21 protein-coding genes and 1 riboswitch are annotated in these 21,855 nt (G+C 73.0%); of the genes, 10 read left to right on the top strand and 11 right to left on the bottom strand.

Features of this window, described 5'->3' with window-relative positions; translation table 11 throughout:
- Positions 1-296: 296 nt before the first annotated feature.
- The 4 genes from ACH4E8_RS12800 to ACH4E8_RS12785 all read right to left on the bottom strand — a co-directional run bounded on the left by ACH4E8_RS12800 (position 297) and on the right by ACH4E8_RS12785 (position 3,533).
- A complete protein-coding gene (locus ACH4E8_RS12800; protein WP_398447191.1) occupies positions 297-713 on the bottom strand; it encodes a DUF3040 domain-containing protein in 417 nt (138 codons plus the stop codon).
- Between the two features lie 255 nt (positions 714-968).
- Complete coding sequence (locus ACH4E8_RS12795; protein WP_398447189.1) at positions 969-1,751, bottom strand: class I SAM-dependent methyltransferase; 783 nt, start codon at positions 1,749-1,751, stop codon at positions 969-971.
- Positions 1,752-2,070: 319 nt separating this feature from the next.
- Complete coding sequence (locus ACH4E8_RS12790; RefSeq protein ID WP_398447188.1) at positions 2,071-2,688, bottom strand: SAV_6107 family HEPN domain-containing protein; 618 nt, start codon at positions 2,686-2,688, stop codon at positions 2,071-2,073.
- Between the two features lie 146 nt (positions 2,689-2,834).
- Positions 2,835-3,533 carry a class I SAM-dependent methyltransferase gene (locus tag ACH4E8_RS12785; protein WP_398447186.1) on the bottom strand — a complete coding sequence of 233 codons (699 nt, stop codon included), beginning with the start codon at positions 3,531-3,533 and terminating at the stop codon, positions 2,835-2,837.
- A 195-nt stretch (positions 3,534-3,728) separates the two neighbouring features.
- On the opposite strand from ACH4E8_RS12785, the gene ACH4E8_RS12780 reads away from it, so the two are divergent.
- From ACH4E8_RS12780 to ACH4E8_RS12765, 4 genes are all read left to right on the top strand, one after another.
- Positions 3,729-4,526: an ATP-binding cassette domain-containing protein gene (locus ACH4E8_RS12780; protein WP_398447184.1), complete on the top strand. Its 798-nt coding sequence runs from the start codon at positions 3,729-3,731 to the stop codon at positions 4,524-4,526.
- Positions 4,498-6,606, top strand: coding sequence for a YhgE/Pip family protein (locus ACH4E8_RS12775; protein ID WP_398447182.1), 2,109 nt, complete (start codon positions 4,498-4,500; stop codon positions 6,604-6,606). Before ACH4E8_RS12780 ends, ACH4E8_RS12775 begins: the two co-directional genes overlap by 29 nt.
- A gap of 136 nt (positions 6,607-6,742) precedes the next feature.
- Positions 6,743-7,351 (top strand): TetR/AcrR family transcriptional regulator, encoded by a 609-nt coding sequence (locus ACH4E8_RS12770; RefSeq protein WP_398447325.1) that lies wholly within the window; start codon positions 6,743-6,745, stop codon positions 7,349-7,351.
- 483 nt (positions 7,352-7,834) lie between these two features.
- Positions 7,835-9,361, top strand: coding sequence for a phytoene desaturase family protein (locus ACH4E8_RS12765; RefSeq protein ID WP_398447180.1), 1,527 nt, complete (start codon positions 7,835-7,837; stop codon positions 9,359-9,361).
- 115 nt (positions 9,362-9,476) lie between these two features.
- Here the strand turns inward: ACH4E8_RS12765 and ACH4E8_RS12760 are convergent, their stop codons facing one another.
- The 6 genes from ACH4E8_RS12760 to ACH4E8_RS12735 all read right to left on the bottom strand — a co-directional run bounded on the left by ACH4E8_RS12760 (position 9,477) and on the right by ACH4E8_RS12735 (position 14,605).
- The gene (locus ACH4E8_RS12760) at positions 9,477-10,454 is read right to left on the bottom strand and encodes a hypothetical protein (protein WP_398447178.1); all 978 of its coding nucleotides are present in this window, start codon (positions 10,452-10,454) and stop codon (positions 9,477-9,479) included.
- Between the two features lie 39 nt (positions 10,455-10,493).
- Complete coding sequence (gene metF / locus ACH4E8_RS12755) at positions 10,494-11,411, bottom strand: methylenetetrahydrofolate reductase [NAD(P)H] (protein WP_398447176.1); 918 nt, start codon at positions 11,409-11,411, stop codon at positions 10,494-10,496.
- Between the two features lie 27 nt (positions 11,412-11,438).
- Positions 11,439-12,137 (bottom strand): thiamine phosphate synthase, encoded by a 699-nt coding sequence (thiE, locus tag ACH4E8_RS12750; RefSeq protein ID WP_398447174.1) that lies wholly within the window; start codon positions 12,135-12,137, stop codon positions 11,439-11,441.
- A gap of 266 nt (positions 12,138-12,403) precedes the next feature.
- A complete protein-coding gene (locus tag ACH4E8_RS12745) occupies positions 12,404-12,769 on the bottom strand; it encodes an Rv2175c family DNA-binding protein (RefSeq protein WP_398447172.1) in 366 nt (121 codons plus the stop codon).
- Positions 12,770-12,892: 123 nt separating this feature from the next.
- Positions 12,893-14,158, bottom strand: a complete 1,266-nt coding sequence (locus tag ACH4E8_RS12740; protein WP_398447170.1) for an NAD(P)/FAD-dependent oxidoreductase — start codon at positions 14,156-14,158, stop codon at positions 12,893-12,895.
- A gap of 108 nt (positions 14,159-14,266) precedes the next feature.
- Positions 14,267-14,605 (bottom strand): hypothetical protein, encoded by a 339-nt coding sequence (locus ACH4E8_RS12735; RefSeq protein ID WP_398447168.1) that lies wholly within the window; start codon positions 14,603-14,605, stop codon positions 14,267-14,269.
- A gap of 111 nt (positions 14,606-14,716) precedes the next feature.
- Positions 14,717-14,829: riboswitch (TPP riboswitch) on the top strand.
- Between ACH4E8_RS12735 and thiO the strand changes: the two genes are divergently transcribed.
- The 5 genes from thiO to ACH4E8_RS12710 all read left to right on the top strand — a co-directional run bounded on the left by thiO (position 14,827) and on the right by ACH4E8_RS12710 (position 20,441).
- Positions 14,827-16,089 carry a glycine oxidase ThiO gene (gene thiO, locus ACH4E8_RS12730; protein WP_398447166.1) on the top strand — a complete coding sequence of 421 codons (1,263 nt, stop codon included), beginning with the start codon at positions 14,827-14,829 and terminating at the stop codon, positions 16,087-16,089. It overlaps the preceding riboswitch by 3 nt.
- Positions 16,086-16,301 carry a sulfur carrier protein ThiS gene (gene thiS / locus ACH4E8_RS12725; RefSeq protein WP_398447164.1) on the top strand — a complete coding sequence of 72 codons (216 nt, stop codon included), beginning with the start codon at positions 16,086-16,088 and terminating at the stop codon, positions 16,299-16,301. The genes thiO and thiS overlap by 4 nt, the downstream gene beginning before the upstream one ends.
- A gap of 5 nt (positions 16,302-16,306) precedes the next feature.
- Positions 16,307-17,101, top strand: coding sequence for a thiazole synthase (locus ACH4E8_RS12720; protein WP_398447162.1), 795 nt, complete (start codon positions 16,307-16,309; stop codon positions 17,099-17,101).
- Positions 17,102-17,547: 446 nt separating this feature from the next.
- A complete protein-coding gene (gene pknB, locus ACH4E8_RS12715; RefSeq protein ID WP_398447160.1) occupies positions 17,548-19,533 on the top strand; it encodes a Stk1 family PASTA domain-containing Ser/Thr kinase in 1,986 nt (661 codons plus the stop codon).
- Between the two features lie 8 nt (positions 19,534-19,541).
- Positions 19,542-20,441 (top strand): deoxyribonuclease IV, encoded by a 900-nt coding sequence (locus ACH4E8_RS12710; protein WP_398447158.1) that lies wholly within the window; start codon positions 19,542-19,544, stop codon positions 20,439-20,441.
- Between the two features lie 67 nt (positions 20,442-20,508).
- Here ACH4E8_RS12710 and ACH4E8_RS12705 read toward each other — a convergent pair whose 3' ends face one another.
- A complete protein-coding gene (locus ACH4E8_RS12705) occupies positions 20,509-21,141 on the bottom strand; it encodes a sulfite oxidase-like oxidoreductase (RefSeq protein ID WP_398447156.1) in 633 nt (210 codons plus the stop codon).
- 159 nt (positions 21,142-21,300) lie between these two features.
- On the opposite strand from ACH4E8_RS12705, the gene bfr reads away from it, so the two are divergent.
- The gene (gene bfr / locus ACH4E8_RS12700) at positions 21,301-21,780 is read left to right on the top strand and encodes a bacterioferritin (RefSeq protein WP_398447323.1); all 480 of its coding nucleotides are present in this window, start codon (positions 21,301-21,303) and stop codon (positions 21,778-21,780) included.
- Positions 21,781-21,855: the final 75 nt, after the last annotated feature.

Here is a 21,855-nt window from a genome sequence, read left to right as displayed (position 1 = left end):
TACCCCGGGCGCACCGCACCGTGTCCGCGCGGCTCCGCCCCGTCCCGAACGGTTCTGAACGGTTCCCAGTGGTCCTGAATGGGCTCTGGAACGTTCTGGACGGACGGCGGGCGCGCGGGCACTCCCGGTCGCCCGGCTGAGGCCCGCGTCGGAGCGGGCCGTGGGCACAGCACAATGCCCCGTGCCCGCCGATGAGGGCGGGCACGGGGCATTGGGAGACTCGCGCTGTGAGAGACGGGGGCCGGTGTCAGAGTCGGCTACGGCTGCGGGCTGTTCGCCCACGGGCCGCGGGTGACTCAGTGTCCTTGCTCGTCACGGCGGCGCTGCCACCGTTCTTCGATGCGGTTCATCATCGACTTGCGCTGACGTGATTGCTGGGGCTGGCGACGGGTGCCGCCCACCGCGTCCTGCGGGGTCCGCTGCTCACCCGGCTTGGGCGCCTGGCGCCAGCCGGTGACCGCGAGCACCGCACAGCCCAGCATGATGAGGAAGCCCACCACGCTGATCCACCAGTATTGCCCCGCCCCTGCGGCCACTCCGGCCACCAGGAGCGCAATACCCACCAGGAAGCCTGCAACCGCTTGGTAAACCCGTCGTCGGGTGTACGTACGCAGCCCGCTTCCCTCAAGCGCTGTCGCGAATTTGGGATCTTCGGCGTACAGCGCTCGCTCCATCTGCTCGAGCATTCGCTGCTCGTGCTCCGAGAGCGGCACGGAGTCCTCCTAGTCGTCGGCCGCGGGGGCGACCGGATGCGGCCCTTTCAGGATAGGCAGGGAATCGCCCCCGTGAAACCCGCCCTCTATGTCGTTACGTCAATTCGCTGGTCGGGCCGCCACGGCGGCTCGGCTGCTGAGGCGTAGATTCCCCAACCTCCGATCCGTCATGCCGGACGGTGTCCTTCGATCATACGGGGCGAACGACACGTTCGGGTGGTATGTGTCGTAGTCCATCTGCTGCTACGCCGCTGATCAGCGATGCTTCTGGGCCAGCACGTGCAGCTGGGTCGCGATGGAGCGGAAGGCCGGAAGTTCGGCCGCCGCGGCCTCCAGCTTCAGCAGGGCGTCCAGCGCACCGGGCTCGGTGTCCACCAGGACCCCGGGGACGAGGTCGGTGAAGACCCGTACGCCGTGCACCGCGCCCGCCTCGGCGCCGGCGCCCGCGACGAGGGCGGTGAGCTGGTCGGCGGTGAAGCGGCGGGGCACCGGGTCGCCGTCGCCCCAGCGTCCCGCGGGGTCGTCCAGGGCGTGCCGCGCCTCGGTGAAGTGCCCCGCCAGGGCGCGGGCGAGCACCGCGCCGCCCAGGCCGGCCGCGAGCAGGCTGAGGGCACCCGCGGGCCGCAGCGCGTCGACCGCGTTCCGTACGCCCTCGGCGGGGTCGTCCACGTACTCCAGCACGCCGTGGCACAGCACCACGTCGTAGCCGTCGCGCTCGACGACGTCGAAGAGGCCGTGCACATCGCCCTGGACGGCCTTCACCTGGTCGGCCACGCCGGCTTCGGCGGCCCGTCGCTCCAGCGCGAACAGCGCGTTGGGGCTGGGGTCGACGACGGTGACCCGGTGCCCGAGCTGGGCGAGGGGCACGGCGAAGGAGCCGCTGCCGCCGCCGGTGTCGAGCACGTCCAGGGCGTCCGCCCCGGTGTCCTTGACCCGCTGGTCGATGGCGTCCTTCAGGACCTCCCAGACCACGGAGGTACGCAGGGCGGCGCGGGGCGGGCGCGAAGTGGTCTCCCCACGGGGGGCCTGGTCCGGCACGGCAGTTGACTCCTCGGACGGTGCCGCCCCGACCGCGCGGACGCGGACCGGGCGGGCGGATGGTGTGCATGCGACCGCGGTCGGTTCAACCTCGGTCGTTCAACCTCGGTCGTTCGACCTCGGCGGGTTGACCTCGGTCGGTCGACCTCGGTCGGTCGACCTCGGTCGGCGTCGGCCGCGGTCGCGGGATCTCGGGATCTCGTCGGGGGGTGACGACGCTGCCCACCCTATTGCCTCCGCCCGGATTGCCTCCGTTCGACGGGTCCGCGCCCGCCGTGCACCCGCGGCGCACCGGAACGCCGCTCCCCCGGCCCCGGACTCACCCCGCCCTCTCGTCAACCGGCTCCCTCACCTCCCCTGCCGGAGGCAGTTCCTCCGTCGGCTGCGGCTGCTCCGCCCTCGGCTGCGGCAGGACGGGCTGGAGCAGCAGCATCCGCTCGACCAAGCGGAGGAACATCCCGGCGTTCCTCAGCAGTTCGTCCGCGTCGCCGCTGCTGGCGGCGCCGCGTATGCCCGCTTCGGCGCGGGCCCGGCGGCCGGCGCCCGCGGCGAAATGGGCGCTCCACTCGGACAGTTCGGGAGCGGTCTCGGGCAGCAGGTCCCAGGCGCTGCGTATGCCGGCGCGCCGACCGCGCCGGGGGGCGGTGCCCCGGCCGCCGGCGGCGGGCTGCGGGGCGTCCGGATATCCGCGGGCCGCGAGCACGGCCGCAGCGGTGCGCAGGGCCGCGAGGTGCGCCATCGCGTACCGCTCGTTCGGAGTCTCGAAGGCGGCGGCCTCGTCCAGCCCGGCGCGGGCCTGGGCGAGGAGGTCGAGGGCGGCGGGCGGTGCGGAGGCGCGCCGCAGTACGGGGTGCACATCGCTCGCGGGCCCGGTCAGTGAGGGGACAGGGCCGGTGGCACGGCGCCGGTGCGCGGCTGCCGCGTGGTGACTGGCCATGACGAACCTCCTGTCGTCGTGTGACGGCACGGTGGCCGTATGTGTCCATCGTGCAGGCCACCACTGACAATGGGCTCTGACCTGGCCTTTTGGCCAACATTCGGGTGAAGCGGGCGCCTCGGTTCAGCCCGGGCGCGGACTTCCCGTCACCGGCCGCCGTCGGCGTTCCGCGGGGCCGTCCAGACCATCGCCAGGGCGAAGCCGAGGTCGTCGAACCGGGCTCCGGGGAAGACGTCCCCGTACAGCTCGCGGAACTGCCCGCGCGACAGGTAGCGGTCGCTGAGGAGGTGGGCCAGCCACGGCCGGCTGTGCCAGAAGCGCAGTTGGAACCAGGCGTCGCGCGGCCCCACGCGGAGCACTTCGCGGGGGAAGGCCAACCGCGCTCCCCAGGTGTACGCCCAGCGCGGCGGCGTCGGCCGCCGGTCGCTCACGTTGTCGATCAGCGCGACCGTGCCCCCGGGCCGTACGAGCCCCTTCAGGTGCTCCAGACCCGCCCGGTAGTCGTCCAGGTGGTGCAGCATCGTGTGGCTGTAGACCAGGTCGAAGCCGTCGTCGTCCGCGAGTTCGAACAGGTCCTGCACCACGTAACGCACGTGGGGGCGCGCCCGCTCGGCCCGGGCGATCTCGATCAGCGGAGCGCTCAGATCCAGGCCGACGACCTCGTCGAAGGCGTCCGCCAACGCCGCGACGGCGTGCCCCGATCCGCAGCCGGCATCCAGGGCGCGCCCGCCCTTCAGGTCGAGCGCCGTCAGCCATGCGGTGTTCTGTCCCGGGAGCAAGCTCACGAAGCGGTCGTAGTCGAGGGCGAAGCGGTCGAAGGACCGGGGGTCGGTTGCCTGGGTCATGCCTCTGCTTACACGGCGCGGGTGCGATCACGCGAGAAAGGGTCGAACTCCCGCACCGGCGCACCCGACTTGACGTGCGCTTTTGCCGCACCGGACACCTTCGGGATAGTTTTTGCACTGACCAGTCAGTTTAAAAGTGCAGAGACGTAAGACGCAGGACGCGGAGACGCGCGATCGTCGTGCAGGGGAGGACTCGTGGACAGCCCTTCAGGGGCGGCCGTATTCGCCGAGGGCTTCGGGGTGAAGGGGCCGCGCGGCTGGGCCTTCCGTTCGGTGGATGTCGACGCCGCACCCGGTTCGCTCATCGGCATCCAGGGCCCCTCGGGCTCCGGTCGGACGTGCCTCCTGCTGGCGCTCACCGGCCGGATGCGCCCGGCGGCGGGCCGCGCCGAGGTGGGCGGGCTGGCGCTGCCGCGCGAGATGGCCGCCGTGCGCCGGATCAGCGCGCTCGCCCACGTACCGGGGGTGAGCGACCTCGACCCGGCCCTCACCGTCGACGAGCACCTGAAGGAACGGGCCCTGCTCCGGAGCCGCTACGACGGCTCGCTGCGCGAACTGCTGCGTCCGCGCGCCGAACGCGCCGGGGCCCTGCGGCAGCGGATCGACGCGGCACTGGAGTCGGCCGGCTTGGACCGCGGCGGACTGCCCAAGGAGGGCCGCACCTCGGTGCGCGACCTGGAACGGCTCGAAGCGCTGCGGCTGTCGATCGCCCTCGCGCTGATCGGCCGCCCGCGGCTGCTCGCCGTCGACGACTCCGACCTGAAGCTCTCGGACGCCGACCGCGCCGCGGCGTGGGACCTGCTGCGGTCCGTGGCCGACGCGGGCACCACGGTCCTCGCCGTGTGCGGCCGGGCCCAGGAGTGCACCAGCGTCATTCGTACGGACGTCACGAACGTCACAGATGCCATAGACACCACCGACACCACTGACGTCGCTGACGTCACCGATGGGGAGGGAACGGCCGATGCGCTCGCCGAAGCTGGCCGCGCTTGAGCTCAAGCGGTTCGGCCGGGGGAAGCTGCCCCGCGCCGCGATCGTCGCGATCGTGCTGCTGCCGCTGCTGTACGGGGCCCTGTACCTGTGGTCCTTCTGGGACCCGTACGGACAGCTCGACCGCGTCCCCGTCGCCCTGGTCAACGACGACGAGGGCGCCACCGCCGACGGCGAGGAGCTGTCGGCGGGCGACGACATCGTCAAGGGCCTGCGCGACAGCGAGGTCTTCGCCTGGCACGAGGTCAGCGCCGCCGAGGCCCGCAAGGGCGTCGAGGACGGCACGTACTACCTGTCCCTGACGATGCCCGAGGACTTCAGCGCCCGCATCGCGTCGAGTTCGGGCGACTCCCCGGAGACCGGCGCCCTGAAGGTGGAGACCAACGACGCCAACAACTACATCGTCGGCCAGGTCTCCCGGACCGTCTTCTCCGAGGTCCGCACCGCCGCGTCGACGAAGGCGTCCCGCTCCTTCCTGGACAAGATCTTCATCTCGTTCTCAGACATCCACGACCGCACCGCCGAGGCGGCCAAGGGCGCGGACGACCTCAAGGGCGGCATCGGCGACGCGAAGAAGGGCTCCGCGGACCTCGCGGACGGCCTCAAGAGCGCCAAGGACAACAGCAGCAAGCTCTCCGGCGGCCTGAGCAAGCTCAACAAGGGCGCCAGCGACCTGGAATCGGGCACCCGCAGCATCTCCGAGGGCACCCAGGCGCTCGCCGACAAGGTCAACGGCATCGCCGGTGACGTACGCCCGTACCTCAAGGACAACGGCAAGACCATCGGCAGCACGGCCCGGCTGGTCGCCGACGGCTCCGGCGCCCTGCGCACCCAACTGGACACCCTGGTCAAGGCGGCCCCGGGCACCGCGTCCCTGGCCCAGACCTCGTCGGGCGAGCTGAAGCGGATCCACACCCAGCAGTGCACGAAGGCCGCCACCGCCGACTCCGCCGCCACCGCCGCCGACCCGGCGCTCTGCCCGGCTCTGGAGCGCGCCGCGACCACGGCGTCCGACGTCGCGAAGGTCGCCGCGGACGTCAACACCCTCGTCGCGGGCAACCGGGGCGACCTGAAGAAGCTCGACGGCCACCTCGCCGACCTCCAGAAGAAGGCCGCGGACCTCGCCGAGCGCGCACCGAACCTGGACGAGGACCTGGAGTCCGCGGTCGCCAGGATCAACACCCTCAACTCGGGCGCGAAGAAGGCCGCCGCGGGCGCCGACGCCCTGCACACCGGGCTGGCGAACGCCGCGTCGGGCTCCGTCGACCTCGACACCGGCGTGGGCAAGCTGCGGACCGGCGCGAACGACCTCGACGGCGGCATCTTCAAGCTCGTCGACGGCTCGGCGCAGTTGGCCGGCGGGCTCAACGAGGGCGTCGCCGAGATCCCCGACTACGACGAGCAGGACCGCGACGCCCGTACGGAGGTGATGGCCGACCCCGTGAAGCTGGCGTCCTCCTCGCTCCACCAGGCCCCCAACTACGGGACCGGCTTCGCCCCGTACTTCATCCCGCTCTCCCTCTGGGTGGGCGCGATGGTCGCGTACATGATCATCCAACCGCTCAACCGGCGTGCACTCGCCGCCGGCGCCTCCGCCTGGCGGATCGCGCTGGCGGGCTGGCTGCCGGTGGTCGCCATCGGCCTGGTGCAGGTCGCGGCGCTGATGTCCGTCCTCCACTTCGGCCTGGGGCTCGACGCCGCCAACGGGGCCGCCACGGTCGCCTTCCTCGCCCTGGTGATCGGCTGCTTCGCCGCGATCATCCAGTGGTTGAACGCCCGCTTCGGCGCGGCCGGCCGCATCCTGGTCCTCGCGGTGCTGATGCTCCAGTTGACGTCCGCGGGCGGCACGTATCCGGTGCAGACCAGCCCCGGGTTCTTCAACGCGATCCACCCGTTCCTGCCGATGAGCTACGTCGTGGAGGCCCTGCGCCGGCTGATCACCGGTGGCGGACTGGAGCCCGTGTGGCAGGCGACCGCGGTGCTCGTGGCGTTCACCGCGGCCGCCCTCGCCCTCACCGCGCTGTCGGCCCGGCAGAAGCAGGTCTGGACGCTCGACCGGCTGCACCCGGAGCTGAGCCTGTGACGCCCCGACCGGCGGGCGGGCCCGCGCACGGCGCCCGCCCGCCGGTCCGGGGGAACGGGTGCCGTACGAGATGAGAGCCGGCGCGACCGGGCCCGCACCCCGAGGGAGACCTGTGAGAATCGACGCCATGGACGCCATGGACAGCACCAGCACGAGACGACGGGCGACCCGGGCGAAGCTCTACGAGGCCGCGGTGACGCTCATCGCCGAGCAGGGCTTCTCCGCCACCACCGTGGACGAGATCGCCGAACGGGCCGGAGTGGCGAAGGGCACCGTCTATTACAACTTCCGCAGCAAGACCGATCTGTTCGAGGAACTGCTGCGGTACGGCGTCGGACTGCTGACCTCCTCGCTCCAGACGGCCGCCGACGAGACCGCCGCCCGGGGCGGCACCAAGGTCGAGGCCCTGGACGCGATGATCCGCGCGGGACTGGTCTTCATCGACCGCTATCCGGCCTTCACCCAGCTCTACGTGGCCGAGCTGTGGCGGACGAACCGTGCCTGGCAGCAGACGCTGCTGGTGGTGCGGCAGCAGGCGGTGGCCGTGGTGGAGACCGTGCTCAGAGAGGCGGTCGAGGGCGGCGAGCTGAGCGAGGAGATCGACATTCCGCTCACGGCAGCGGCGCTGGTGGGGATGGTGCTGGTGGCGGCGCTCGACTGGCAGTCCTTCCAGCGGGAACGCTCGCTGGACGACGTGCACGCGGCGCTCTCGCGGCTGCTGCACGGGCGGGTCAGCGGACGCTGAGCGCACCCTCTTCCCGCTCGGGGTTCCGCTTTCGCGGCGGGGGTTCCGTGGCCCGGGGGCCGGATCACCGGTCCCTGCGGTGATCCGGACCTCCCGGTCACGGTCGTTCCCCCGTGGTCCCGGAACGCCTTCGGCCAATCCCCCGATCCCGAAGGCCGTTCCGTACTGCACCCCGTTCCTTCCGGGGCGCAGTGCCCGTTCCGCCGCCCCGTGTCGGCGGTACCGGCGCTGCGTCCCCTTCCGTGCCCACCACTCTTCCGTCCGCGCAGGTGGGAGCCCATCCGCGCGGCTACTCATCTCGGCGACTAGGTACGGGTACTCAGCCGTACGCACTGGCCCCCAGGTCGTCGCCGGAAGTCCCGCGCACGTCCCTGCGCGTGTGGAGGTAGCCGCCGTCTCCCCGCGGGAGCGTTGGTCACCACCGGCCGGTGGCGGGACCAGCGCCGTCGGGGGGTGTCAGTGGGGCCGGATAAAGTCGTCGGCATGGCACGGATTGCAGTGATCGGCGCCGGGATGGGCGCCATGGCGGCTGCCGCCCGGCTGGCCGTGGCTGGCCACCGGGTGGCGGTGTACGAGCGCGCGCAGACGTACGGGGGCGCCCTGGGCGCCGTCGAGCGCGAGGGCTTCCGCTTCGACACCGGCCCCGGGCTGCTGCACCTGCCCGCCGTCTGGCGCGACCTCTTCTTGAAGACGGGCCGGGAGCCCCTGGAGAAGTGCGTCGACCTCGCGCCGGTCTCCCCCGCGAGCCGGCACGTCTTCGCCGACGGCACCGACGTCTCGCTGCCCGACGCGTCGCGCGCGGGCATCGTCTCCGCCTTGGAGTCCGCGCTCGGCGCGGGCGCCGGCGAGCGCTGGGGCGAGTTCCTGGGCCGCGCCCGGGACGCCTGGGACCGCTCCCGGCGCCCCCTCCTGGAGGAGCCCCTGTGGTCCGACTGGCGGGTGCTGGAGCGCGACCCCTACCCGGCTCCCCGGCGCCGCGCCTTCCTGCGGAGCCGCCAGGCGTCGACGGTCGCCGAGGTCGGCGCCTGGGAGCTGACCGACCCGCGCCTGGCCGCCCTCTTCGAGGCGTACGCGCTGGCGTACGGGCTCGATCCGCGGCACGCCCCGGCCGGCGCCGCCCTGCTGCCGTACATGGAGCAGACCTTCGGCACCTGGTACGTCGCGGGCGGCATGCGCGAGTTGGCCCGCGCGGTGTACGAGCGGTGCCTGGCCCGTCGGGTCGCGTTCCACTTCGACGCCGAGGTGACCTCGATCCTGGAGAAGGACGGCAGGGCCGCCGGGGTGGAACTCGCCGACGGGACCGCCGTCGCGGCGGACCACGTCGTGGTCGGCGGCTCCGCCACGGCCGCGGCGCGGCTGGCCGGGCGCGACCTCTGGCAGGACGACGACGTACAACCCCAGGACGACGGCCGGGCGCTGCCGGGCCGGTTCACCGTCCTGCTGGCACTGCGCGGTGCGCCGGGCAGCGGCACGCCGGGCGAGGGGGTGGCGCACCGCACCGTGGTGCACTCGCCCGACCCGGCCGCGGAGGCGGCCGCTATCTTCTCCGGTCGGCCCGCCGAGCGGCCCACGGTCACGGTGCTGCGCCCGTGCGACCCGCGCACCGTCCCCGACGAGGCCCACGAGGCGGTCACGGTCACCGCCACCGTCCCCGGCCACGGCGCCGACCGTCCCGGTGGCGTCGACTGGACGGACCCCGCGCTGCGCGAGCGGTACGCGAAGGTGCTGCTGGACGCCGCGGGCGCGGCCTTCGGCCGCCCCTCCGAGATACGTGAGCGGCTGCTGTGGCAGGAGGTGCTGACGCCCGCGGAGACGGGGTCGCTGCCGGCGCCGTCGCTCGCCGGTCCGGGCGGTCGCCGGCTGCACCCCGCGAACACCACCCGGCTGCCGGGGCTCCACCTCGTGGGCGGCCACGCCCACCCCGGCGGCGGGCTCGCCCACAGCGGCATGTCGGGCGCGCTGGTCGCGGGGCTGATCGTGGAGGGCCCGGGCTTCCGCGGCTCCCAGTGAGCCGTATCCCCCCGGGACTTCGCAGACGCTCCTGGGGCAAGCAGAGTCCTAGGGCGAGCAGAGAGGGCGCCCAGCGTGCCAGCCGGGCGCCCGTGACCTGCTGAGTGGCGCCCGGTCAGTAGCGGTACTGGTGCGGCTCGTTGCCGTAGCCCTGGTCGTACGGGAGTCCGTCGGGCCCGGGCTGCCCGGGCGTCTCGGGGTCGCGCGGCTGGGGCACCCACACCCCGCCGGGCGGCGTGTCCGTGTAGGGCTGCTGCTGGCCGTAGTACGGATCGCCGCCGTACTGCCGGGGGTTGCCGAAGCTGTCGTAACCGTCGTGCTCGTTGTCGTAGCCGGTGGGGGCGTACTGCTGCCCGCCCACGTACGGGTCGGAGTACGCCGGGTACTGCTGCGGGGGCTGCCCGTAGTCGTAGCCGCCGTCGGGGACGGCGCCGGGCTGCTGGGCGTAGCCGGGGTCGTAACCCCCGTCGAACGGCGGGTAGTCCTGGCTCGCGCCCGGCTGGTCCGCGTACTCCTGGCGGGGCGGCGCCCCCGCGGGGGCGAAGGACGGGTCGTCGTACACGCCGTACTGCCCGGTGTCGTCCGGCATCGGCTGCGGTTCGTAGACGCCGGACGGGTCGCCCGGCACTCCGTCGGCGAGCATCGCCGTGGTCTCGGCGGGAGATCCGTCCGGGCCCTGCGCCGGCACCGCCGGCATGACGGCCGTGCCGTCGTGCGCGAGGTCGTCGTCCCGGCGCCGCCCGTCCGGGGCCTCGGCCTCGAACGGGAACTCGGCGCCGTCCGCGACGGCCGGCGGGGCGTCCTTGGCGCCGCCCCTGCGGCGCCGGCTGGCGCCGGGCCGACCGCCCAGCGCCCAGCCGGTCGAGAAGCCGCGGCGGAAGGAGAGCGTGACGTAGGTCTGCCCCACCGCGAAGGTGATCGCCCCCAGGGCGATCACCACCGTGGAGGCGACCAGTACCCCGAGGACGACCGTCAGGAAGCCGCCGAAGGCGAGGATTCTCCAGCGCAGGCGCGCCTTGTACTGCAGCAGCACCTCACCCAGCAGCCACAGCGCGACGACACCGAACGCGATATAGAGGACCGTAAGACCCATCCCCGCCCCTCTCCTTCGGCCGTCGACGAGTACGGCCGATCACGACTGCTTGTGCAGTCCGAGACTTTCGTAGATCTCAAGCGTCGCGGTGGAGTTGTTGAGGGTGATGAAGTGCAGCCCCGGTACGCCTTCCGAGAGCAGCTCCGCGCAGAACTCCGTTGCGAACTCGATACCCATGGAGCGTACAGCGGCGGGATCGTCCTTGACCGAGAGGATCCTGTCTTTCAGCTCCGCGGGGAAGGCGGCGTTGCTGAGCTGGGCGAAACGTTCGAGCTGTTTGACGCTGGTGACCGGCATGATCTCCGGAATGATGGGGGTGTCGCAGCCGGCGGCGTCGACCCGGTCGCGCAGTCGGAGGTAGTCCTCCGGCTGGAAGAACATCTGGGTGATGGCGTAGTCGGCGCCCGCGCGGCACTTGTCGACGAAGTGCCGGACGTCGGTGTCCCAGTCCGTGGAACGCGGGTGCATCTCGGGGAAGGCGGCCACGCCGACGCAGAAGTCGCCCGATTCCTTGATCAGGCTGACCAGTTCGGCGGCGTACGTCACCCCCTCGGGGTGCTTGACCCACTCGCCCATGGGGTCGCCGGGCGGGTCGCCGCGGACGGCCAGGATGTTGCGGATCCCGGCGTCGGCGTACTGGCCGATCATGTTGCGCAGTTCCGCGATGGAGTGGTTGACCGCGGTGAGATGGGCGACGGGGGTGAGGGTGGTGTCGGCGGCGATCTGCTGGGTCGCCTTCACCGTGCCCGCCCGGGTGGAGCCGCCGGCGCCGTACGTCACGGAGACGAAGCTCGGAGCCACCGCCTCCACCCGTCGCAGGGCGTTCCAGAGGTTCCGTTCGCCCTTCTCCGTCTTGGGAGCCCAGAACTCGAAGGAGTAGGTGGTCCCGTCGGTCGCGAGCAACTCGCGCACCGTGCGTGCGCGGTCCGTCCTGGTCGAAGGTGTGCCAAGGGCCATACCCGCAGGTTATCGGGGGTGGCAAGGTCACCCAACCGATGTCCACCCACCGGACTGGGTCGTATCACGTTTGCCCACGTCACAGCGCGCCCGTATCCGCTGTGCGAGACGGAAGGCGGCTTCGGCGGGGTCGTCGGCCTCGGTGACGGCACGGACGACGACCACCCGGCGGGCGCCGGCGTCTAGTACCTCGTCCAGGTTTCCGGCGTCGATCCCGCCGATGGCGAACCAGGGGCGGTCGGTGGCCAGCGCGGCGGTGTGGCGCACCAGGTCGAGCCCGGGCGCGTGGCGGCCGGGCTTGGTGGGGGTGGGCCAGCAGGGGCCGGTGCAGAAGTAGTCGACGCCCGGCTGGACGGCGGCGGCGGACGCCTCGGCCGCGCTGTGGGTGGAGCGGCCGACGAGCACGTCCTCGCCGAGGATCGCCCGGGCGGCGGGGACGGGCAGGTCGCCCTGGCCCAGGTGGAGCACGTCGGAGCCGATGGCGTGGGCGACGTCGGCCCGGTCGTTCACCGCGAGCAGGGTGCCGTGGCGGCGGCAGGCGTCGGCGAAGACCTCCAGGTGGGCCAGTTCTTCGGCGGCCTCCATGCCCTTGTCGCGGAGTTGGACGACGTCGACTCCGGAGCTGAGGACGGCGTCGAGGAAGTCGGGGAGGTCGCCTTGGCGCTTGCGGGCGTCCGTGCAGAGGTAGAGCCGGGCGTCGGACAGCCGGGCGCGGAGCGTGGACATGACGGATTCCCCCGGTGGGTCGGCGGTGTGCGGGTGGCGTGCGCGGGCGCTGACGGCGGGACGGGCCGGTGGCCCGTGGGCCGCCGCCGGCAGCGCGTGCCGTCGGTCCGCGCAGTACGGCGGGCGCGCCGCGGGGACGCTCCCGCACACCGCGGATGGCTGAGTAGTTGAGCACTAGCCCCTTCGACACCCGGCGCGCGCCTCGGAAGTGTGCGCGCGGGGTGCACGGGGCGGCGGCTACCGCGGCAGCCGCCGGGCCGCGGACGTCAGACGGCGAGCGCCTGCGCCCTGCGCTTCACTTCCGTGCCGCGGTTCTCCCCGAGGGCCTGCGCCGGGGTGCCCGGCAGGCTCGGATCCGGCGTGAAGAGCCACTCCAGCATCTCTTGGTCCGTGAAGCCGTCGTCCTTCAGGAGCGTCAGGGTGCCGCTGAGGCCCTTGACCACCTTCGAGCCGCTGATGAAAGCGGCAGGGACCTGGAGTACGCGCCGCTCCCCACGGCGCACGGCGATCAGCTGGCCCTCCTTCACCAACTGGCGCACGCGCGTCACCTCGACGTCCAACATTTCGGCGATGTCGGGCAGGGTGAGCCAGTCGGGGACGAGGGCATCGATCTTTGCGTCAATCTCGGTCACGGGACAAGCCTGCCATCTGGGACCGACAGTGGGTAGCGGGAGCCCCCCGGTCGACTGCCGCCATCCGGGCGCCCCGCGGGGCGGACCACCTGGTCAGCGGCGTGGCACCGGGGCGGGCGCGCCCTAGCTGGACGCGGCCTTCAGGGGGACCGAGGGGTCCGCGGCGAGCCGCGGATCCAGCCGTCCGCCGGCCTGGACGACGCGTCGGCCCTGGGCCAGGTCGCGCGGTCGGCCGACGGCGAGCAGGGCGACGAGCACGCCGTCCCGCAGCCACAGCACCGACCAGGCGGGGTCGGCGGGGCTGCCGCGCCACACGAGCGCGTCGGCGTCCGCGTGGTTGCCGACGTACTGCACGAACCGGCCGAACTGCTCGGACCAGAAGTACGGCACGGGGTCGTAGACCTCCGGCGGCTCGGCCGCCGCAGCCGTGGCACCGGCCGGGCCCGCGCCGGCCAATTCGGCGATGACGTTGACGGCGACGGTGCGCGGCCCCTGGAGCGCGTTGTCCCAGTGGTGCACCAGCAGGCGCCGGCCGTAGCGGGCCGAGGGGAAGGACGCGCAGTCCCCCACCGCGTACACGCCGGTCAGCGAGGTCCGCAGATGCGCGTCGGCGGTGACGGCACCGTCCGGGTCGGTGGCGATCCCGGAGCCGGCGAGCCAGCCGGTGGCGGGGCGGGCGCCGATGCCGACGACGACGGCGTCGGCGGGGAAGCGCCGCCCGTCGGCCAGGACGACGCTCCCGGGCTCGACCCCGGCCACGCGCGCGCCGGTGACCAGGTCGACGCCGGCTTCGGCGTACCACTGCGCCATGGGGGCGGTGACCTCGGCGGGCAGCGCTTCGGCGAGGGGCCGGTCGGCGGCCTCGACGACGGTGACGGCGCAGCCGGCCTCCCGGGCCGCGGTGGCGAACTCGGCGCCGATCCAGCCGGCGCCCACCACGACGATGTCGTGCTGCCGGCTGAGGACGGGCTTGAGCCGCTCGGCGTCGTCGAGCGTGCGCAGCAGGTGGACGCCGGGGACGGCGGCCGTCCCGGGCAGGGTGACGGGTTCGGCGCCGCTGGCGATGACCAGGACGTCGTACGGGACGGGCCCGGCTTCGGTGTCCAGCTCGCGTGCGGAGTGGCGCAGCCCGGTCACCTCGCAGCCGAGCCGGAGCTCGACGGCGAGCGCCTCGAAGTCGACGTCGAAGGCGGAGTCCTCGGCCTTGCCGAGCAGGACGGCCTTGGAGAGCGGGGGGCGGTCGTAGGGCTGGTGGGGTTCGGCGCCGATCAGGGTGACGGGGCCGACGAAGCCGCCCTCCCGCAGGGCGACGGCGGTCTGCACACCCGCCATGCCCGCACCGACGATGACCACGCCTCGCGCCTGCTGCTGTGTCTGCTGCTCGCTCACCCGTCAACCTTACGCACCTGACGAACCGTCAGAACAGTGGGGTGTCGCACACCGGCCCGGCGCCCGCGCCTGGCGCGCACCCGACGCCCGCGCCCGGGCTCGCAACCCCTACGGCACCTGCTCCACGACGCTCGTCCCGTTGCCCTCCTGCGACTCCCACTCCCAGCTCTCCTCCAGCCGGATGCGCCCGTCGGGCAGCTCCACCACGGTCGAGACGCAGTGCCCCGCCGAGGTGCTGCCGTCGGTGCGCAACTGGACGTAGCGGAAGTCCAGCCGGTCGCCTTCGCGGGTGCCGACCAGATGGCCGCGGACCACGTCCCCGCCCTCGTAATGGGCCCAGACCCGGCCGTCCTGCTCGTGGTACGCAAAGCGGGTGCGCACCCCGACCTGACCCGGCGCCTGATCGGCGACGGGCGACAGCACGAGTCCGTCCAGCGAGCCTGCCACGGTGAACCGTCCTTTCGCGCTCATGCGCCCCGGACGCGCCCGGAGCACGGTGTCCCACCGGCCCCGACCGCCCTTACGGCACGTCACGGGCTGGGGTTAGGGTGGCCACCGTAAAGCACCCGCGGGAGCCCGGACGCACCGGGCTGAGAGGGAGGCTGGGCGGCCTCCGACCGTACGAACCTGATCCGGGTCATGCCGGCGAAGGGAGGAGCTGAAGACCCATGCCGCACGCTCTTTGGCCATCGGGGAGCCCCGAACCACCGCGGACGACGGGGCCACCGCCCGCACCGTCACCCACGACACCGCCGGCACCGCTGCCCGCACCGACCACGCGCCCCGCCGACGTCCTCGTCATCGGCGGCGGCATCATCGGGCTCGTCACGGCCTGGCGCACCGCCCAGCGCGGCCTGCGCGTCACCGTGCTGGACCCGGCGCCCGGCGGCGGCGCCGCGCAGGTCGCGGCCGGCATGCTCGCCGCGGTCACCGAACTCCACTACGGGGAACAGGCGTTGCTCGCCCTCAACCTGGAGTCGGCCCGCCGCTACCCGGACTTCGCCGCCGAACTCGAAGAAGCCAGCGGATCGGACATCGGATACCGCGCCTGCGGCACGCTCGCCGTCGCGCTCGACGCCGACGACCGCGCCCATCTGCGGGAGCTGCACGCACTCCAGCAGCGCTCCGGGCTGGAGTCCGAATGGCTCACCGGCCGTGAGTGCCGCCGGCTGGAACCGATGCTGGCGCCGGGCGTACGCGGCGGGCTACGGGTCGACGGGGACCACCAGGTCGATCCTCGGCGGCTCGCGTCCGCGCTGCTCACCGCCTGCCAACGGGCCGGCGTCACCTTCCACCGGGACCGGGCGGCCCGGCTGCTGGTGGACCGCGACCGGGCCGTGGGCGTCGCCCTCGCGGACGGCACCCGGCTGGCCGCCGGCCAGACCGTGCTCGCCGCGGGCAGCCTCAGTGGCCGGCTCGACGGGCTGCCTCCTTCCGTACGCCCACCGGTGCGGCCGGTGAAGGGGCAGGTCATCCGCCTCCGGGTGCCCGCGCCCTACGCCCCCTTCCTGTCCCGGACCGTGCGCGCCGTCGTCCGCGGCAGCCACGTCTATCTGGTGCCCCGCGAGAGCGGGGAGCTCGTCATCGGCGCGACCAGCGAGGAGCTGGGCTGGGACACCACCGTCACCGCCGGCGGGGTCTACGAACTGCTGCGGGACGCCCATGAACTCGTCCCCGGCATCACGGAACTCCCGCTCACGGAGACCCGCGCCGGACTGCGGCCCGGCTCGCCCGACAACGCACCGCTGCTCGGCCCGACCGAGCTGCCGGGCCTGCTGCTGGCCACCGGCCACTACCGCAACGGCGTCCTCCTGACCCCGCTGACCGGCGACGTGCTCGCCGCGGCCCTGACCGACGGCGCCCTGCCCGAAGAAGCCCATCCCTTCACCCCCGCTCGCTTCACCCCCGTCCCTCAGGAGCAGCCCGTATGAACAGTTTTCCCCTGGTTGTCTCCGTCAACGGCGAACGGCGTGAACTCGCCACGCCCACCACGCTCGCCGCCCTCGTCGCCGAGCTGACCGCGGCCCCCGCCGGCGTCGCCGCCGCCGTCAACGAGACCGTCGTCCCGCGCAGCGCCTGGCCCGGCACGCTCCTGGGCGACGGCGACCGCGTCGAAGTCCTCACCGCCGTGCAGGGAGGGTGAGCGACGTGGCCGACGACCTGCTGACCATCGGCGACACCACCTTCACGTCCCGACTGATCATGGGGACGGGCGGGGCGCCCAGCCTCGACGTCCTCGAACGCTCCCTCGTCGCCAGCGGCACCCAGCTCACCACCGTCGCGATGCGCCGCGTCGACCCCACCGTGCAGGGCTCCGTGCTCTCCGTGCTGACCCGCCTGGGCATCCGGGTCCTGCCCAACACCGCCGGCTGCTTCACCGCAGGCGAGGCGGTGCTGACCGCCCGCCTGGCCCGCGAGGCCCTGGGCACCGACTGGGTCAAGCTGGAGGTCGTCGCCGACGAGCGGACCCTGCTGCCCGACCCGGTCGAGCTGCTGGACGCCGCGGAGACCCTGGTCGACGACGGTTTCACGGTCCTGCCGTACACCAACGACGACCCCGTGCTCGCGCGCCGGCTGGAGGACGTCGGCTGTGCCGCGGTCATGCCGCTGGGCTCCCCCATCGGCTCCGGCCTCGGCATCCGCAATCCGCACAACTTCCGGCTGATCGTCGAGCAGGCTGGCGTGCCGGTGGTGCTGGACGCCGGGGCGGGCACCGCGTCGGACGCCGCGCTCGCGATGGAGCTGGGGTGCGACGCGGTGATGCTCGCCTCCGCGGTCACCCGGGCGCAGGAGCCGGCGCGGATGGCGGAGGCGATGCGGTACGGAGTGGAGGCGGGCCGGCTGGCGTACCGGGCCGGCCGCATCCCCCGCCGCCACTTCGCCGAGGCGTCGTCGCCAGCCGACGGCCTGGCCGCGCTAGACCCGGAACGCCCTGCGTTCTGACGACGCCCGGCCCTTGGTCCGCCCACGGCCGGGGCCGTTGGGCTGGACGTGGCCGCGGTTTCCCCGCGGGCCGGTGGGGCTTGTCCCACAGTTCCTCCCGCCCCTGTGCCCTGCGAGCACGGGGGCACCCCCACCTCAGCCCACCAGAGGGCCTGGCGGGACCCAGTGCCCCACATGCCCTCGCCGATTCCCGCGGGAATCGAGACCACTGCGGGCCGTCCGTGGCTTGTCACGCAGTTCCGCCCCCTCGGCCCCAGAGGGCCTGGGTGACCTCCAGCGCCCCTAAAACCCTCCGCCTCGGCCCGCAGGGCATGGGGGCGGAGCTGCGCGACAAGCCCATCACCGGGCCGCAGGTGAGACGGCACGGCCCGTCCGCACGGCGATACCGCAACGGGGCCGGGACGTGGTCGGGCGGGGGTGTCGGTGGCGGCTCGTAGAATCGGTGCGTGGACACGACCCTCCAGGACCCGCTCGTCGGGCAGCTGCTCGACGGCCGCTACCGCGTCGACGCGCGGATCGCCGTCGGCGGGATGGCCACGGTCTACCGGGCCGTGGACACCCGGCTGGACCGGGAGCTGGCGCTCAAGGTGATGCATCCGGCGCTGGCCACGGACGCGACGTTCGTGGAGCGCTTCATCCGCGAGGCCAAGTCCGTCGCCCGGCTCTCGCACCCGAACGTGGTCGGCGTGTTCGACCAGGGCGCCGAGGGGGCGTACGTCTATCTGGCGATGGAGTACGTGGCCGGCTGCACCCTGCGGGACGTGCTGCGCGAGCGCGGTGCGCTCCAGCCCAGGGCCGCGCTCGACATCCTGGAGCCGGTCCTCGCGGCGCTCGGCGCTGCGCACCGGGCCGGCTTCGTCCACCGCGACATCAAGCCGGAGAACGTCCTCATAGGCGACGACGGCCGCGTCAAGGTCGCCGACTTCGGCCTCGTACGGGCCGTGGGGTCGGTCACGAACACCACCGGCAGCCTCCTGGGCACGGTCTCCTACCTGGCGCCCGAGCAGATCGAGGACGGCACCGCCGACACGCGCACGGACGTGTACGCCTGCGGCGTGGTGCTCTACGAAATGCTCACGGGCGACAAGCCGCGCTCCGGCGGCACCCCCGCCCAGGTGCTCTACCAGCACCTGAACGAAGACGTGCCGCCCCCGTCGGCGGCCGTCCCGGGCCTCGCCGTGGAGCTGGACGAACTGGTCGCCACCGCGACCGCCCGCAATCCGGAGGTCCGCCCCTACGACGCGGTGGCGCTGCTCGCCCAGACGCGCACCGCGCGCGCGGCGCTGACCGAAGAGCAGCTCGACCTGGTGCCGCCGACGGCGCTCACGGACCCGGACTCCACCGCTCAGACCACGGGCGGGCGCAAGGGCAAGGCCGCGAAGACCGGAGCCGTCGCCCGGCGCAGCGGTGCCGAGGAGCGTACGGACGTCCTGCCCCGGCTGCTGCCCCCCGAGGTCGGCCGCGTCGAGCACACGGCCCGGCTGGTGACGCCCCCCGGGCCGCCGTCCGACGGGCCGGCGCGCCGCGCCTTCGGTGCGGGGCTGCCGCGCCGCGGGGTGCTCACGATCGTGCTGGCGGTGCTCGCCGCGTTCGTCATCGGCGCCGGCGTCTGGTACATCAACTCCGGCCAGTTCACCCGGGTGCCCGCCGTCATCGGCAAGACCGAGGCCGACGCCCGCAAGCAGATCGAGGACGCCGGGCTGGACGTGAAGGGCGTGCGGCGCGAGTTCAGCGAGACCGTCGACCGGGGCACGGTCATCGACTCCGACCCCGGGACGAACGAGCGGATACGGGGCAACGGCTCGGTGACGCTCGTCGTCTCGCGCGGCCCGGAGGTCGTCCGGGTCCCCACGGTCACGGGGGACCCCCTCGCCACCGCCGAGGACAAGCTCCGCAAGGTGGGGCTGGCGCCCGGCGCGGTGAAGAAGGAGTTCAGCGCGGAGGTCCCGCAGGGTTCGGTGATCCGTACGGATCCGGCCGCGGGCGCCGGCCGCAGCCCGGACTCCGCGGTGGCGCTCTTCGTCAGCAAGGGCGCGCCGATCGAGGTGCCGGACGTCACGGGCGCCTCCGTCGCGGAGGCCACCGAGGAGTTGGAGGGCGCTGGCTTCACGGTCGTCGTCGCCCCCGAGCAGGTGAACGCGCCGCAGGCGGCGGGCACCGTGGCCCGGCAGTCCGCGGCCGAAGGCACCCAGCTCGCCACCGGCGACACGGTCACGCTGACGGTCTCCAAGGGGCCGCGGATGGTCGTGGTGCCGGACGTGGGCGGCCGTTCCGAGTCCGAGGCGAGGAAGGCCCTGGAGGCCGCGGGCTTCGAGGTCGAGGTCGAGAAGACCTTCCCGTTCCTCGGGGACAAGGTCGGCGGCCAGTCGCCGTCGGCGAACGAGCGCGCCCCCGAGGGCAGCTCGGTCACCATCAAGATCAAGGGACTGTAGGCAGCAGCATGCGCAACCCCGTCGGCGGCCACGTACCGGTGGCGGGTGGCCTCGCCACGACCGGACTCGGCTACGCGAGCGAGCTGGCGGCCGAGGCCGTCCAGGTCTTCGTGGCCAATCCGCGCGGCTGGGCGACCCCGCCCGGCAATCCGGCGCAGGACGAGACCTTCCGCGAGCAGTGCGCCGAGCGCGGCATCTCGCCGTGGGTGCACGCCCCCTACCTGATCAACTTCGGTTCGCACACCGAGGCGACCGCGGAGCGCTCGGTGGAGTCGATGCGGCACTCGCTGCGCCGGGGCCGGGAGATCGGGGCGCTGGGCGTGGTGGTGCACACCGGCTCGGCGACCGGGGGCCGGCCGCGCGAGGTGGCGCTCGCCCAGGTGCGGGAGCTGGTGCTGCCGCTGCTGGACGAGCTGACGCACGAGGACGACCCGTTCCTGCTGCTGGAGGGCACGGCCGGGCAGGGCGCCTCGCTCTGCTCCCGGGTGGCGGACTTCGGCCCGTACTTCGAGGCGCTGGAGCACCACCCCAAGCTGGGCGTCTGTCTGGACACCTGCCACGTGCACGCGGCCGGGCACGACCTCGCGGCGCCGGGCGGGATGGCCGCCGCGCTGGATGCGCTGGTGGAGACCGTGGGGGAAGGTCGGCTGAAACTGGTCCACGCCAACGACTCGAAGGAAGCCGCCGGCGCGCACAAGGACCGGCACGAGAACATCGGCGTCGGCCACATCGGCGCGGAACCGTTTCGGGAGCTGCTGCGGCACCCGGCGACGGAGGGCGTGCCGCTGGTCATCGAGACGCCCGGCGGCAAGGAGAAGTACGCGGCTGACGTGGCACTCCTGAAGGAGCTGCGGGACGCGGCGTCCGCCCCTCGGGCGGATCACGAGGTCGCTTCCGCCCTCCCGTAGCGCCCCACGGGAACGGGAGTGTGCACCCCGGACGCGCCCCCAGAACCCGGGCCGAATGACCCGGGTCCTAGAACTCGGGCCCCTCCCCCGGCTCCTCCTGGTACGAGTAGCGCTGCTCGCGCCAGGGGTCCCCGACGTTGTGGTAGCCCCGCTCCTCCCAGAAGCCGCGGCGGTCCGCCGTCATGTACTCCACGCCCCGGACCCACTTCGGCCCCTTCCAGGCGTACAGGTGGGGCACCACGAGCCGCAGCGGAAAGCCGTGTTCCGCGGTCAGCAGCTCGCCGTCCTTGTGGGTGGCGAAGATGGTGCGCTCCGCGGTGAAGTCCGCGAGCCGCAGGTTGGAGCTGAATCCGTACTCGGCCCACACCATGACGTGGGTGGCGTCGGGGGCGGGCGGCGCGAGTTCGACGATCGTGCGGGCGGGCACCCCGCCCCACTCGGCGCCCAGCATGCTGAACTTGGTCACGCAGTGCAGATCGGCCACGACCGTCGAGTACGGCAGCGCGGAGAACTCCTCGTGGTTCCAGCAGTGCTTGTCCCCGTCGGCGGTGGCGCCGAAGACCCGGAACTCCCAGCGCTCCGGCCGGAACTTGGGCACCGGTCCGTAGTGGGTCACCGGCCATCCGCGCTGTAGTCGCTGCCCCGGCGGAAGCACGGACTCCGCTGGTTCCCGGTGTTCCCGGCTCTCCGGCTGACCCATGTCCCCAATGGTGACAGACCGGGAGAGCCGGTCACGACCGGGCCCGTACCGATTCGGGCAACTCCTACTAAGGAGGCACTTACTGGACGGTCCTCTACGGCGGTGCGAGGATGCGCGCACCTGCCCCACACCGTCCGACGCATGGAAGGAGCCGCTGCGATGCAGGGCGACCCCGAGGTCATCGAGTTCCTCAACGAACAGCTCACGGGCGAGCTGACGGCCATCAACCAGTACTGGCTGCACTACCGGATCCAGGAGAACAACGGCTGGACCAAGCTCGCCGCGTACACCCGGACCGAGTCCATCGACGAGATGAAGCACGCGGACCGGCTGACCGAGCGCATCCTCTTCCTGGACGCGCTGCCGAACTACCAGCGGTTGTTCCACGTCCGGGTCGGGCAGACGGTCACCGAGATGTTCCAGGCGGACCGGCAGATCGAGGTGGAGGCGATCGACCGCCTCAAGCGCGGCATCGACCTGATGAGGGCGAAGAACGACGTCACCTCGGCGCGGATCTTCGAAGAGATCCTGGAGGACGAGGAGCACCACATCGACTACCTCGACACGCAGCTCGACCTGATCGAGAAGCTGGGCGAGCCGCTGTACCTGGCCCAACAGATCGAGCAGCCGAGCAGCTGATCGGGGGGCGTGCGGAACGATCTCGTACGCGAAGCTCCACGGCCGTGCGGAAACGGTCCTGCCGGGCCGTGCGGC

It is taken from the genome of Streptomyces sp. NPDC017979 (genome assembly GCF_044328175.1).
GTDB lineage: Bacteria > Actinomycetota > Actinomycetes > Streptomycetales > Streptomycetaceae > Streptomyces.
The sequence above is the reverse complement of the archived record's forward strand: the minus strand, read 5'-3'. Positions and strand labels throughout refer to the sequence as shown.